Source organism: Spongiactinospora sp. 9N601 (assembly GCF_044326295.1).
GTDB lineage: Bacteria > Actinomycetota > Actinomycetes > Streptosporangiales > Streptosporangiaceae > Spongiactinospora > Spongiactinospora gelatinilytica.
In genome coordinates this window covers 151,727-165,745 of sequence record NZ_JBIRBB010000005.1, presented here as the reverse complement: position 1 = coordinate 165,745, position 14,019 = coordinate 151,727, and the positions used below count along the sequence as shown (strand labels likewise).

Genomic DNA, 14,019 nt, shown 5'->3' with positions numbered 1-14,019 from the left:
GTCAGAGCCAGGCGGGGAGGGTGGGGAGGTCGGCGGGGGCGGGGCGGCGGCCGAGGGTCCAGGCGAGGAGGTCGGCGGCCGGGCCGGTGGCGGTGTGGGCGGGGCCGGTGCCGGCGATCTGCCAGGTGCGGGGGCGGTCGTCCGGGGCGAGGGTGACGGCCGGGCAGCCGTCGTGGCGGGCCAGGTCGCGGCTGACGTCGTCGAGCAGGGCGTCGACGAAGCCGGCGGGGAAGGCGTCGAAGCCGATCCCGGTGTCCAGGTCGACGCTGTGGATCCACACCTCGCGGGCCCGGAGCCAGGGGATGTCGCTCGCGGCGAACACGATGCCGGTCCGGTGCCGGATCTGCGTGGACCAGGCGGACTCCGGCAGCGCGGCGAACTCCTCGGCGAAGCGCCTGCCGGACGCCACCGTCTCGTCGTACAGCTCCTTCGGAGTCTGCGTGGCGGCGCGGCGCTCGATGTCGGCGGCGCGGGACTCGTCGCTGGTGTACATGGGCGCCTCGACGCCGGTGCGGGCCCCGGTCAGCAGCCGGCCGAGCGCGTCGGCGGACCCCGCCACGTGCCCGGCGACGTGGGCGCGGGTCCAGCCGGGCAGCAGCGAGGGCTCGGTGAGGTCGGCGGTGGCGACCTGCTCCTCGAAGAGCCGCTGCCCTTCCTCCACCCAGCGGAGTGCCTGTCCGGTTTCGACCATCGTGGGTCTCCTGTCATCGGTGCAGTGTCGGTATGACGGTATCTGGCCTGCTGTCGGTATCACCTGGCGACCATGACCTGTATCACCATGTGAGACAAATCATATCGCCGACAATTCTTCCACCGCGCCTCGGGCGGCGATTGTCCGACCCCTCGGAAAAGGCCGGGAATTCGCACCCGAACAGCCGGGGTGACAAATGCGTGAGCGTTTCGCGACCCACCGTGACGGAGGTGGACCGCCTGCTCGGGGAGGTGGGCCACCACCGGCGGCCCGGCGGGCCCGTCCTATATTTCATAATTTACTGGACATCCTGGCCGTCCATATATAACGGATATACCCCTCAAGTGACCGCCAAAAGGGCAGGTCCTGCGCCTCGTGATCGGCCGATCGGGTTGTCAGCTTCCGATTGACGGCCAGTGGGTCGATGTGGTCGGCTCTAGAACTCCTGATTCTTCGGTCGATGCTCAGCCGACCCGCGGGGGGAATTCCACAGATGCCGCGTCTCCAGCGACACGTCTTGTCGCGTGTCCTTGCCATCGCGCTGGCCGCCGGCGCCGTGGCGGCCCTGCCCGCGCCCGCCCGCGCCGAGGCCCTGGAGACGTCTCGGCCGAGCGCCGCCAAACCGAAGATCGCCGCCGTCCCCGCGGTCCACGCCCCGCCCAAGGCGGCGGTGAACGTGCCCCGCGGCCCCTCCCTGGCCGCCCGCCCCGTACCGGCCCGCGAGGTCGGCCCGCGGATCCCCCCGGCCACCATCCCCGCCGGACCGGCCCTCGCCGACCGCGTCGCCGCCGACGCCGCCGAGCGGCTCAAGGCCGGCGGGCTCCGTGGCGGCGTGCCCGACGCCCGCAAGCTGCTGCCCGCCACGGGCGACGCGCCGGGACTGCCGGTCCGCGTCCCCCTCGCGAAGGAGATCGGCGGCCTGACCTCGGGCCTGAAGGACCTCACCGGGATCGACCTCGACGCCCTGCGCAAGAAGGCCGCGGGTGCCTACGCGGCGTTCACCTTCCGGTTGTGCGCCGAATCCGCCGACCACGGGGTGTCCTGTTCCGGCCCCCGGCCGGTGTTCAAGCCGACCTCGGCCGACGTGACCGGCGACGGCACCCCGGACGTCACCGTGCAGGTCGTCCCCATGTTCGAGAAGGGCGGCAAGTCCGGTGGCGCGGGCGTCTCGGTGACCCGGGCCTCCCGCAGCGAGACCAAGGACGGCCCGCTCAAGGCCCAGGTCTGGGCGGAGTACGAGCTGCCCGGCGAGTCCGGCACCCGCGTCTCGGTGGGCTTCGACGGCCTGCACCGGGGCGACTCGCTGCCCGCCGAGATCTTCGGGATCTTCCGCGCCGCCAAGGCGGGCGGAAGCGTGATCGACGTACGGGCCGAGGTGAAACGGCCGGACACCGGCGAGTCCACCGCGACCGTCGCGGGCGTCACCGCCCTGCGCGGCGGGCAGCCGGCCGGCACGACCGTGGCCAGCTTGGCGCAGAAGCCCGCCCCCGCCCAGATGACCGCGCGCGCCCGGCTCGACCTCGCCCGGCAGGAGAGCGAGATCACGCTCACCTCGCAGGGCGGCGGCCGGCTGGACGCGCTGGTGGTGACCGACCGGCGCGGCGGCGGGCAGTACCGGGAGCAGGTCACCCAGATGAGCGTGGCCAAGCCGCCGCGCGAGCTCACCGCCAGGCTCGGCCGTACCGCCAAGGACGGCGCCGCCGAGATCAAGCTCACCGCCTCCGGCCGCATCCCTTCGGCGGAGCTGCACAACTACGTCTTCCAGGGGACCCGGCCCGTGAAGATCGCGGGCGTGTCGATGACCGGGCTGCCGGCCGACTTCCGCGCCCGCTACGACCCGGGCGGCGGCAAGACCCAGGGACTCACCCTGGAGACCGGCTCGGGCCGCGCCGAGTCCGCCGACGTCGTCTACTACGACCAGGCCGCCGCCAAGACCGTGTTCACCGCCAGGCTCACCGGGCTCCCCGCGAACCTGCGCCTGGTCAGCGACGCCGCCAAGCGGACCGTCAGCCAGCAGGCCAGCTCCCGCCTGGGCGGCTTTTCGGCGGTGCTCCAGCGCAACGGCGGCGCGGTCGCCGCCCCCGGCGGCGGCCACCTCACCATGATCAAGAAGGGCGACCGGCTCGGCGTGTCCGGCCGGATGAACGGCCTGTCCGGGTTCGAGGTCACCTACGGCGCCCGGCCGGCCGCCACGCTGCGCCTCTCCTCGCCCGGACGCTCGTTCCTGGCCGCCGCCGACATCGACGGCGCGCACCTGACCCGGATGGAGCTGTCCAACACCCCCGCCAAGGTCAGCGTGCGGATCGACCCCGAGGCCAAGAAGGCCGAATACAGCGCCAGCGGCGTGATCTCCCGGCTGCGCGCCGCGTACTCCGGTACCGAGCACGGCCCGACCATCGACGGCACCGTGCACGGCGTGCGGTCCAAGGTCGAGACGTCCTGGCAGCTCGGGGAACGGACGGTGGCCAAGCTGTCCACCGGGGCCAGGCTCGGCAAGGTCGACCTGTACGTCAACCGCGCCCCCGTCACCAAGGTCGCCCCCGCCGAGGGGGAGGACCTGGCCCTGACCGTCAAGGGCGTACGGCGGTCGGTGACGGTGACCGCCGACGTCCCCGCCCGCCGCCTGGACTGGACGGCCGACGAGCCGGTGGCGGAGGTGTCCGCGCTGGCCCGCGTCCGCGCCCAGGGCCGGTACTTCCGCGCCGCGGCCGAGGTCAAGGACGTGCCCGCCCGCTTCGAGGCCACCTGGAGCCAGGGCGCCTACCGCTTCCGCGGCGTCAGCGGCCCGATCGGCGCCGCGACCATCGCGGTCACCAACCACGACGGCGCCACCGCTCCCACCGGGCCGCACCTGGCCGCCCACTACCGCCAGTCCGACCAGAACCTCGACGCGAGCGTCCGGCTCGACGGGCTGACCAGCGCCGAACTCGCCGGCGCGGGCTCCGACCTGCGCGCCGAACTCAACGGCAAGCGGCAGACCGTCGCCCTGGACGCCGACGTGTCACTCGCCGGTGACCTGCGGTTCGGCGCGCTCGGCACGGTCGGCCCCATCCCCGGCCGCCTCTCCGTCGCCGCCGGCAAGGGCGGCACGGTCACCTACGACACCGGCGGTGCCAACCTCGACCTGGCCGCCAACATCTGGCTGGGCAAGGCCGCCGCCGTGGCGGGCGCCGAATCCGGTGTGCCCGGGTTCGACTCCGGGGTGTCCCTGATGGACGCGGGCTGCAAGCCGGGCGCGCCCGGCTGCGCCGTGGACGCCGGTCCCTTCTGCACCCCCGACCGGGGCTGCTTCGGCGTGCTCGGCAATGTACGGCTGACCGGCCTGCCCAGCAAGATCACGGTGGATCCGGCGAAGCGGACGTTCTCCTTCGCCGGTTTCCGGCCCAAGGACCGCAAGATCGGCGTCTACCTGGCCGGTTCGGTGATGACGCCGCTGCCGTTCAAGGCGCGGGCCGTACTGGACGGCCTGCCCCGGTCGATCACCAGCATGGCGATCGGCCCGTTCGAGGTGAGCGACGGCAAGGACGCCGACGGCCGCGCCGCGAACGTGGTACGGGCCGGGTGGGCGATCGAGCCCGCGGCCACGATCACCTCGCTGCGCGCCGACGCCGAGGTGGACGCCGGGCCCGCAAGGGGCGTCCTGCGCGGCCAGGTGGAGCTGGACCCGGTACCCGCCCGCGTGTCCGTGACCGGCGTCTACGGCAAGAAGACCCGGATCGACGTGCGCAACTCCGCCCCGATCAAGAAACTGCTCGCCCGGGTGACCGCCGCCCCGCCCGGCGGGCGGCCGGGCACCGGGGTGGTGCGGTTCGGCGACGTGCCCGCCGCGTTCGGCCTCGCCTCCGACGTCCCGGACACCGGCCTGCAACTGCCGGCGTTCACCTATCGGGCGCAACGCGGCGAGAACACCCTCGACGGGCTGTTCGCCGTGCAGGGTTCGCTGGTCGAGCAGGTCTGGAAGCCCGCCGGCGGGCGGCTGCTGGACGCCTCCGTGGAGGTCACCGACCTGGCCGCGCAGACGACCGTCACGCTCAACGACGACTACTCCACCGACCTGGTGTCTGCGCCGGTGCCCACCAAGCGGCTCCAGGTCCACGCGGGCCTGTCCATCGAGCCGGTGGCCCGCCAGAAGGTCACCGCCAAGCAGGAGATCCCCTACACCGGCGGCCTGTTCGACCTCAAGCTGGCCGGCCACTTCGGGCTCGGCCGCAGCACGATCGGGGACCTGTCGCTGCGCATCGACGGTATCTCGCGGATGCGCATCCGCCCCGGGAAGATCCCGTTCGGGATGACCGCGCACCGCGCGCTCGGCTACCTGGCGCCCGCCTTCGAGGGCGCCTACCACCGCCTGGACATCGCCGCCCGCGGCGTGGACCTGCGGCCCGACGTGGACGTCGCGGTGACCATGGACCGCAGCGTCGGCCCCGACGCCTTCACCGACAAGCTGCGCATCGGGCCCGCCGACTCGCTGTCCTTCCGCCGCTACGACACCCGGCTGCGTCCGATGAGCGCCAAGCAGCGGTTCATGATGGGCCCGGCCAAGCTGGCCTGCGTGTCGATCAGCACCCAGCCGGGGCTCGTCACTGCCGAGCGCAGGAACGGCATCACCCTGCGCGGCGCGGACGGCCCGCAGATGGTGTCCTTCCTCGACCCCGGCGGGCAGGTCCAGGGTTACGCGATCGACCTGCTCGCGCAGTTCATGTCGCCGTACCAGGGGGCGGGGTGGAAGATCACCGACGTGGAGCCCGGCGGCTGCGGCGGGTGACGAGCCCGCTCAGCCGAAGACGATCTGCGCGTAGTCGGCCACCGGGCGATAGCCGATCGCCTGGTAGATCGAGTTGGACGTGGGGTTGGCCAGGTCGGTGAACAGCAGCACGCGGTCCACGCCGGTCGCCAGCGCGGCCTTGGAGGCCGCGTACGTCACCGCCGCGCCGTATCCGTGGCGGCGGGCGTGCGGCGGCGTGTAGACGACCGCGATCCGCGCGGTGGACTCGACCGGCGGGGTGTGCCCGGCCGCCGCCACCGGGCGGCCGTCGTCCTCCCACACGAACAGCTCGCCGCGCTCGATGCCCAGCCGTACGCCCGGCGCGGGGTCGTCGCACGGATGGCCCGGCTGCGACTCGTCGAGGAACGCCTTGTACCAGCCCGCCAGCAGGTCGAGATCGCCGGGCACGGCGGCGCGGGCCCGGCCCGGGGCGCGCGGCTCGCGCGGCTCGGCCAGGTGGTAGAGCCGCTGGTCCATCCGGCCGGACTCGGGCCGCCCGCAGGCCCGCGCGAACGCCTCGGCCATCGGCGCCGGGCCGGTCACCCCCGGCAGGCCGTGCGCGCGCAGCGCGGCGGCCAAGGGCTCCAGCGACTCGGCCGGCACGTCGGTGATGACCAGCGGATAGAGCGGGGTCTGCACGACGAGGCCGCGCACCGCCGGGCCGTCGGCCAGCCAGCCGAGCAGCCCGCCGCCCGCCGCCTGGCCGAGCCGCAGCCGGACCAGCAGCGTCAGCGGCACGGTGTTGCGGATCGGGTCGCCGCGCAGCCAGCGCTCGGCCTCCTCCGGGAAGGCCGTGACCTCGGAACAGAAGGCCCATTCCACCGGACCAGCGTACTGGGGCAGCGCGCGACGGCGGTACGGCACTACCATCTCGACTGCGCCGGGATGGTCTGGTGATCGGTAACGGAACGGTTGGAATGGACGAGCGCGAACGGGGAGGGCTGCCGGCAGGGCTTGGGGAGCTGTTCGCCGACGGCGGCGTGGGCCGGTCCCTCACGGTCGATCTCCCACCGGGGGATTTTCTGTGGCCCGACCCCGCAGACACTCTCCGGCCCACCGACCGGCCTGCCTTCTGGATGAGCGACGAGCCGGTGGCGGCGGACCTGTGGTCTGCGCTGCGGGCCGAGCACGGGCGCTCCGGGCTGTGGCCGGTGCTGCTGGACGAGTCGGTACAGCCGTGGGCGGCCGGGCATCTGGTGCCCGACGTGCCCGGGGAGATCGACAACTACAAGCCGGCGCTGTTCCTGGCCGAGGTGTGGGAAGACTGGTGCGCGCAGGCCCACCCCGACCAGGTGGCGGAGGAGCTGGCCCCGTTCGGCGCGGAGTGCCCGGGGCTCGCCCCGCCCGGCCGCGCGGTGGTCCCGGCCGAGCAGGTCGCCGACTGGTACGCGGGCGTGCTCGCCGAGCGCGGGATGCCGCTCGGCCTGGCCGCCGTACGCCGGGGCGCCGACGCCATGGCCGTGATGGGCTGGCAGGGCGCGCTGCACCACAACGAGTGGACGCCGCCGCTGGCCGCCGTGGTGCGAAGCTGGGAGGAGCGGTTCGGCGCGCGGGTGGTCGGCATGGGCTTCAACACCCTCGAACTCAGCGTCGCCGCCCCGCCCGCCACGCACGAGCACGCCCTGCACGTCGCCGCCGAGCACTGGGCGTTCTGCCCGGACAGCATCATCCAGGGGCCCGGCGACCTGCACGGGTACGCCGAGCAGATCACCGGGGTGAACGCCTGGTCGTTCTGGTGGGACTGACCGGCGGGGCTAGCGCTCGCCGCCGAGCACCCGGCCGACCATCCGCGCGTACATCCGCCCGGGACAGGGCACGGACGGCGAGGTCAGGAAGCCGGGCAGCGCCGGGAGGTCCACCGCGTACGGTTCGAGCAGCCCGTAGACGGTCGCCGCGTCCTCGGGCCGGTCCTCGGGTCGCTTGGCCAGCAGGCCGGTGACGAGCGCGGCCAGGCCCGGCGGCACGCCGCCCAGCCGGGGCGGCGGCTGGTTCACGTGCGCGTCGAGCACCGCGTAGTCGGTCGGCCCGGCGAACACCGGCCGGCCGGTCAGGGTCTCGTGCAGCACGCAGCCGAGCGCGTACAGGTCGCTGCGCGGGCTCGCCACCCCGCGCTGGATCTGCTCCGGCGCCATGTAGGCGGGCGTGCCGAGGATCTGCCCGATCCGGGTGAAGGGCGCGGCGCCCGCCTCGCGCAGCACCGCGAGCCCGAAGTCGAGGACCTTCACGTCGCCGTCCGGGCACAGCATCAGGTTGTTGGGCTTGAGGTCGCGGTGGCAGATCGACAGCGCGTGCGCCGCCGTCAGCACCGCGCACGCCTGCGCGGCGATGGCCGCCGCCCACTGGACCGGCAGCGGGCCGTGCTCGCTGACCACGTCGGCCACCGTGACGCCGTCGATGAATTGCATGACCTGGAACAGCCGCTGGTCGTGCGCGCCGAAGTCGTACAGCACCGGCGCGCCCGGGTGCTCCAGCCGGGCCAGGATGCGCGCCTCGCGGATGAACCGCTGCTCCAGCTCGGCGTCGTGCTCGATGGGCACGCGCAGGAACTTGACCGCCACCTTGCGGTCGAGATGCCGGTCATGCCCGCCGTAGACCGCGCCCATGCCGCCCTGCCCGAGGGGGAGGTCATCGAGCACGTAGCGGTCGGCGATGACCATCGCACCCCTCCTGCGGCCTTCCAGGGGACCTCGCAAAGCCGGAACTACGCCCTCTGGTCGCACGGCAGCAGATGTCCGTCGACCAGACCCTCGAAGCCTAGCCGGATCAGCGCCTCGCCCAGCGCGGCCGTCTCGCGCAGACCGTCCTCCAGGGCGATGAGCCCGCGGAACGCGCCGCCGTACGCCTGCTGCTCGGGCAGCGGCAGGCGCGGGATGCGGACCCGGCGGGCGTCGGTACGGCTGGAGGCCGGGTGTACCCGCGAGGAGGTGGCGGCCGAGGTGCCCGCGAAGCGCAGGAACCCGGCCACGAAGTCGGCGTCGAGGGTGTCGGGATCGACCCGGTACGCGGTGAGCTGCGGGCCGAGCGCCGCGCCCGCGCCCGTCTCGGCCGTGACGACCCGGATCGCGCCGGTCGGCGCGGCCACGATGTCGCCCGCGGCGAGTGTCACCAGCGCGGGGCCGGGCCGGGTACGGCCGGACGGGGGGCCGCCCGCGGCGATGTCCTCGCCGGTGAGCACCGGAGTCCCGGACTCCGCCATGGGGATCTTGAAGGGCGCCTGGAGGACCGTGACCGCGCCCTCCTTGACCAGCTCGGCCACGGTCGTCATCAGCGGCTCGCGGTCGCGCCCCGCCGTACGCAGCTCCGGCGGCCCGCCGCGCAGCCCTTCGAGCGCCGCGTGGAAGCCGTCGCGGGCGGCGGCGAACCCGCGGCCCAGCTCGGCCGCGTCGCGGCGCGGCCGGTGCCTGGCGGGGCTCACGTCCACCTCGTCGTCCAGCAGGTCGATGATCCGCACGGTACGCCCGGCGGTGCCCGCCGTGCCCGCCAGGTGCGCGGGCCAGGCCGCCGCGACGGCGGCGAAATCGTCGCTCGCGTCCATCAGCAGCAGCTCCGACGGCGGGCGCTCGCCCGGCGCGGGGCGGCGCAGCAGCCACAGATCGGGCCCGGCCGCCGACAGCGTGACCACGCCGCGCAGCGCCCCGGCGCGCAGCAGATTGCCGCGGATGCGGCGGCCGGACCGGCGGCTCGCCGCGGCCGGGGGCATCAGGATCGCGACCGTGCCGCCCGGCCGTACCCTGGCCAGGCAGTGCTGCACCCAGGCCAGCTCCGACTCCCCGCGCGGCGGCAGGCCGTACTCCCAGCGCGGGTCGCCGGTCAGCTCGTCGAAGCCCCACGCCCGCTCGTTGAACGGCGGATGACATACCACCGCGTCGGCACTCGTCGTCGCGAACGCGTCACGCGTGAGCGCATCTCCTGCAATGATCTCTGCGTGGATTCCACGCAGCAGCAGGCGGACGGCCGCGATAGCCGCGGCCGTCTCGTCGAGCTCCTGCCCGAGCACCCGCACGTCCCGGCCACCGCCGGTGAGAAGCAGGGTGCCGACACCGCACGCCGGATCGAGCACCACGCGCGGCCCCGGCCCGATCAGCGTGGCCAGCAGGGCGGCGATGTCGGCGCGGGTCACGTCGAGGGCGCGCGAGTGGGCCTCCACGTAGCGCTCGCAGATCAGCTCGAACGCCCCGTCCGCGCCGCGTTCGGCGGCCAGCCCGGCGAGCAGCCTGACCAGGTCGCCGCCCAGGTCGTCACCGGCCTGCCCCACCCGCGGCAGGTCGCCGGTGGCCTTCTCCACCGCCGCGGGCAGGCCGGAAAGGGCCGGGTCGCGGGCCAGGCGGCGCCAGCCGTCCGGGTCGCGGTGCAGGTAGAGCAGCACGGCACCGGCCCTGGCGACCAGCTCGGGCAGGCGCAGGTCATCGCCCGCGCCGCGGAGCGACTGCCACACCCGGTCGCCCAGCGAGACCTCGAACGCCTTGCCGTTCTCGCGCAGCCAGTCCTCGACCTCGCGCAGCGAGAAGAGCGGGCTGGCCGCCGTGCCGCCCACCGGGCGCGGAAAGTCGTCGTAGCGGCGGCGCCAGTTGCTCACCGCGGCCCGCCCCACACCGGCGAGCCGGGCGATGTCGCCCGCGTTGAGGGTGGCGTCGCTGCTCATGGCCGCCAGACTAGTTCAACCTGTCCCATCGGTCTACGACCTACTTGCTTGTGAAGTGACTCAACCAATGATTAACTACTGACATGGCACACATCCTGCGCTACGCCGTTGCCTCCGACGTAGGCCGCCGCCGTGAGCAGAACGAGGACTCGGCCTACGCCAGCCCCAGGTTGCTCGCCGTCGCCGACGGGATGGGCGGCTACGCCCACGGTGAGGTGGCCAGTACCGTCGCCATCGCCGCAGTCGCCGCGCTGGACGAGAGCCTGCGCGCCGCCACGGCGGGAGTCGACCTCCACGGCGCCATGCGGTCGCTGGTCAAAGAGGTCAACCACACCATCTACGAGATGACCGAGAACGACCCGGGCCTTCGCGGCATGGGAACCACGCTGACCGCCATGCTCTGGGAGGGCAGCAGCTTCGCCCTGGCGCACATCGGCGACTCGCGGGCCTACCTGCTGCGCGACGGCGCCCTGTACCAGATCACCCACGACCACACGCTGGTGCAGACCCTCGTGGACGACGGGCGGATCACCCCCGAGCAGGCGTCGGTCCACCCGCGCCGCTCGATGCTGCTACGGGTGCTGGAGGGCACCGGCGACGGCGACCCCGACGTGCGCGTCCGCGAGGGCGAGCCGGGCGACCGCTACCTGCTGTGCTCCGACGGGCTGACCTCCGTCCTCGGCCCCGAGGCCCTGCACGAGGTGCTGACCGGCCTGGACGACCTGGGCGAGGTGGTGACCCGGCTGATCGAGATGGCCAACGAGGGCGGCGGGCCCGACAACATCTCCTGCGTGGCCGCCGACTTCCTGGAGGTCGCCGACATCGCCGAGGAAGACCTGCCGGTCCCGGGCGTGATGGTGGGGGCCGCCGCCGAGCACCCGGCCTGAACCCGGGTCACTCGCCGACGCCGAGCGCGCCGAGCACGCCGGCCACGACCTCCTCCGGCTTGCGCGCCGCGACGTCGAAGGTCAGGTCGGCCACCCGTGCCAGCACCGGCCCGCGGCGCGCGCGCTGCTTGGCCAGCATCGCGCGCAGGTCGGCCTCGAAGTGCGGGCGGTGCGCGCCGCTCGCCATCCGCTCGGCCAGCACCTCGTCGGGGGCGTCCAGCCACACCACCAGGGCGGGCTCAAGTGCGGCGGGGGCCTCGGGGCGGTCCAGCGTGCTCGCCGCGGCGGCGATCACGGACGGCGGGTGGTCGGTGAGCGATTCGCGCAGATGCTCCCACTCCCGCTCGTGCAGTATGGCGGGGCCGAGCCGTTCGGCCATCTCGGCCGCCGTGGCGCCGTAGCGACGCCGCATGTCGGGGTCGCTGTCGCGCATTTCGCGGTGCAGTCGTTCGGCCAGCAGCTTGGCCACGGTCGTCTTTCCTGAGCCCATGAGCCCGACCACGACGATGGGGGTCGCGTCGGAAGGGGGCGGCGTCAAACTCGGTCACCTCCGGGTCGGCCGGGTGGTCGCGTGCGTGAGAGCCATTCTCCTGCGCCCTCGGATGACCTTCTACCCGGGGGCGTCCGGGGCGGCCCGGCGTTCGTTTCGGAGCCGACCGGACGGGCAGTCGTGGCACAGGACCGACCGATGTGGAGGTGATGGTTCGATGCCCGCACGCGAAGAACTCCCGTCCACCCTGCGGCGCTCGCCGAAGGAGGCGCAGGAGACCTGGATCAAGGCGCATGACTCGGCGGTGCAGGAGTACGGCGAGGGCGCCCGGTCCCACCGGACCGCCTACAGCGCGCTCAAGCACTCCTTCGAGAAGATCGGCGACCACTGGGAGCGCAAGGCCGGCGGCCGGAGGGGCCCGTCGGACAAACAGGCCAGGAAGAGCACCCCGGCCCCGGGCAGGACGGCCGAGGGCGTGGACGCGAGCGCGCCCAGGGAGCACCTGTACGCCACCGCGCAGCGTCTGGACATCACCGGACGCAGCAGGATGAGCAAGAAGGAACTCGTGGACGCCATCAAGAAGGCCAACCGAAGGGCCACGAACAAGGCCAGAAGCCGCTGACCCCCGTTATGCGCCTGTGGTGACCTCTGTCACCGCAGGCGCTTGACGGTGTCGCGGATCGCGTCGCGGTCGATGCCCGCGTCGCGCAACTGCTCGCGCGGGGTGGCCGAGCCGGGCATCTGACGCACCGCGAGCTTGATGACGCGCGGACCGAGGTCCGCGACGGCCGAGAGCACCGCCTCGCCGAGCCCGCCCTCCGGCCAGTGGTCCTCCACCGTGATCAGGTTGCCCGTCGTGGTGGCCGCCGCCCGCAGCGCCTCGATGTCCAGCGGCTTGACGGAGTAGAGGTCGATCACCCCGACCCGGATGCCCTCCTGGGCCAGTTCGTCGGCCGCCGCCAGCGCCTCGTGGACGGTCACCCCGGCGGCCACGATCGTCGCCAGGTCGTCGGGGGAGGTGCGCAGCACCCGGCACCGGCCGATCGGGAAGTGCTCGTCCGCGTCGTAGATCACCGGGGTCGCGCCGCGCGTGGTGCGCAGGTAGCTCACGCCCGGCCGGTCCGCCATCGCGGTCACCAGCTTGGCGGTCTGGTTCGCGTCGCACGGGTAAAGGACCGTGCTCCCGTACACCGCGCGCATCATCGCCAGGTCCTCCAGGCCCATCTGCGAGGGGCCGTCCTGGCCGATCTCCACGCCGGAGTGCGAGCCGACCAGCCGTACGTCGGCCCGGCTCACCGCCGCCATGCGGATGAAGTCCGCCGCCCGGGTCAGGAACGCCGCGAACGTCGCCGCGAACGGCACCCACCCCCGGACCTGCATGCCCACCGCCGCCGCCACCATCTGCTGCTCGGCGATGAAGAACTCGAAGAACCGGTCGGGGTGGGCGTCGGCGAACGCCTGGGCCTTGGTGGAGTCGGCGACCTCGCCGTCCAGCGCGACCACGTCGCCGCGCGCCGTGCCCAGCGCGGCCAGCGCCTCCCCGAACGCCGACCGGGTGGCCACGTCCTCGCCCAGCTCGAACACTGGCAGCTTCAGCGGCGAGTACGGCACCCCGTCCGGCTCCTTGGCCGGCTCCGGCGGGCTCACCTGGACGCGGATCGCCTCCCGCCGCCCGCCCAGTTCCTCGATCGCCTGCTCGGCGTCGGCCAGCGGCTTGCCGTGCGCGCCCTCGCGGTCCTCGACCGCCGAGACGCCCTCGCCCTTGCGCGTCCTGGCCAGGATCGCGGTGGGCCGCCTGCGGACGTTGCGGGCGTCGGTGAGCGCGTAGTCGATCTGTCCCGGGTCGTGCCCGTCGATCTCCACGGTGTGCCAGCCGAAGGCGCACAGCCTGCGGGCGTACGCGCCGGTGTCCCAGCCGTGCCGGGTCGGCCCGCGCTGGCCCAGGCGGTTCACGTCCACGATGGCGGTCAGGTTCGCCAGGCCCTCGTACCCCGCCTGCTCGGCCGCCTCCCAGATGGACCCCTCGGCCAGCTCACTGTCCCCGCACAACACCCACACGTGGTAGGGCATGTGATCCAGCCGCCGGCCCGCCATCGCGATGCCCACACCGACCGGCAGCCCCTGCCCCAGCGAACCGGTGGCCACGTCCACCCACGGCAGCCGCGGGGTCGGGTGACCCTCCAGCCGGCTGCCGTGCCTGCGAAAGCTCAGCAACTCCTCGTCGGAGATCGCGCCCGCCGCCTTGTAGAGCGCGTAGAGCAGCGGCGAGGCGTGTCCTTTGGAGAAGATCAGGTGGTCGTTGCCGGGGGCGTGCGGATCGTCGAAGTCGTAGTGCAGGTGACAGGCGAGCAGCACGGCCATCAGGTCCGCCGCCGACATCGACGAGGTCGGGTGGCCGGAACCGGCGGCGGCCGAGGCCCGCACCGCGTCCACGCGGAGCTGCGCCGCCAGGTCGGCCAGGTAGCGGAGGTCACGCTCGGGCATCAGGACTCCCTTCTCTGCATTGCCCCCGACTACCCGGCCAGCCCGGCGAAAACCTCCGCC

The 14,019-nt window shown here is 73.6% G+C and carries 10 protein-coding genes; 4 read left to right on the top strand and 6 right to left on the bottom strand.

Going from position 1 to position 14,019, the window contains the following annotated elements:
• Position 1 precedes the first annotated feature (1 nt).
• The gene (locus ACH34R_RS13105) at positions 2-691 is read right to left on the bottom strand and encodes a maleylpyruvate isomerase family mycothiol-dependent enzyme (RefSeq protein WP_397561646.1); all 690 of its coding nucleotides are present in this window, start codon (positions 689-691) and stop codon (positions 2-4) included.
• A 517-nt stretch (positions 692-1,208) separates the two neighbouring features.
• On the opposite strand from ACH34R_RS13105, the gene ACH34R_RS13100 reads away from it, so the two are divergent.
• Entirely contained in the window at positions 1,209-5,456 is a 4,248-nt protein-coding gene (locus ACH34R_RS13100; protein ID WP_397561645.1) for a hypothetical protein, read from the top strand.
• Between the two features lie 9 nt (positions 5,457-5,465).
• Here ACH34R_RS13100 and ACH34R_RS13095 read toward each other — a convergent pair whose 3' ends face one another.
• Positions 5,466-6,278: a GNAT family N-acetyltransferase gene (locus ACH34R_RS13095; protein WP_397561644.1), complete on the bottom strand. Its 813-nt coding sequence runs from the start codon at positions 6,276-6,278 to the stop codon at positions 5,466-5,468.
• A 95-nt stretch (positions 6,279-6,373) separates the two neighbouring features.
• Here ACH34R_RS13095 and ACH34R_RS13090 point away from each other — a divergent pair, with 95 nt between their 5' ends.
• Positions 6,374-7,201 (top strand): DUF4253 domain-containing protein, encoded by an 828-nt coding sequence (locus ACH34R_RS13090; RefSeq protein ID WP_397561643.1) that lies wholly within the window; start codon positions 6,374-6,376, stop codon positions 7,199-7,201.
• A gap of 9 nt (positions 7,202-7,210) precedes the next feature.
• Here the strand turns inward: ACH34R_RS13090 and ACH34R_RS13085 are convergent, their stop codons facing one another.
• Positions 7,211-8,113: a serine/threonine-protein kinase gene (locus ACH34R_RS13085; RefSeq protein ID WP_111168759.1), complete on the bottom strand. Its 903-nt coding sequence runs from the start codon at positions 8,111-8,113 to the stop codon at positions 7,211-7,213.
• A 44-nt stretch (positions 8,114-8,157) separates the two neighbouring features.
• Entirely contained in the window at positions 8,158-10,098 is a 1,941-nt protein-coding gene (locus ACH34R_RS13080; RefSeq protein ID WP_397561642.1) for an N-6 DNA methylase, read from the bottom strand.
• Positions 10,099-10,181: 83 nt separating this feature from the next.
• On the opposite strand from ACH34R_RS13080, the gene ACH34R_RS13075 reads away from it, so the two are divergent.
• On the top strand, positions 10,182-10,985 hold the full coding sequence (locus tag ACH34R_RS13075; RefSeq protein WP_397561641.1) for a PP2C family protein-serine/threonine phosphatase: 804 nt from the start codon (positions 10,182-10,184) through the stop codon (positions 10,983-10,985).
• 7 nt (positions 10,986-10,992) lie between these two features.
• Here ACH34R_RS13075 and ACH34R_RS13070 read toward each other — a convergent pair whose 3' ends face one another.
• The gene (locus tag ACH34R_RS13070) at positions 10,993-11,523 is read right to left on the bottom strand and encodes a shikimate kinase (RefSeq protein WP_397561640.1); all 531 of its coding nucleotides are present in this window, start codon (positions 11,521-11,523) and stop codon (positions 10,993-10,995) included.
• 169 nt (positions 11,524-11,692) lie between these two features.
• Here ACH34R_RS13070 and ACH34R_RS13065 point away from each other — a divergent pair, with 169 nt between their 5' ends.
• The gene (locus ACH34R_RS13065) at positions 11,693-12,097 is read left to right on the top strand and encodes a ChaB family protein (protein WP_397561639.1); all 405 of its coding nucleotides are present in this window, start codon (positions 11,693-11,695) and stop codon (positions 12,095-12,097) included.
• Between the two features lie 29 nt (positions 12,098-12,126).
• On the opposite strand, the gene ACH34R_RS13060 is transcribed toward ACH34R_RS13065, so the two are convergent.
• Positions 12,127-13,959: a transketolase gene (locus ACH34R_RS13060; protein WP_397561638.1), complete on the bottom strand. Its 1,833-nt coding sequence runs from the start codon at positions 13,957-13,959 to the stop codon at positions 12,127-12,129.
• Between the last annotated feature and the right edge of the window lie 60 nt (positions 13,960-14,019).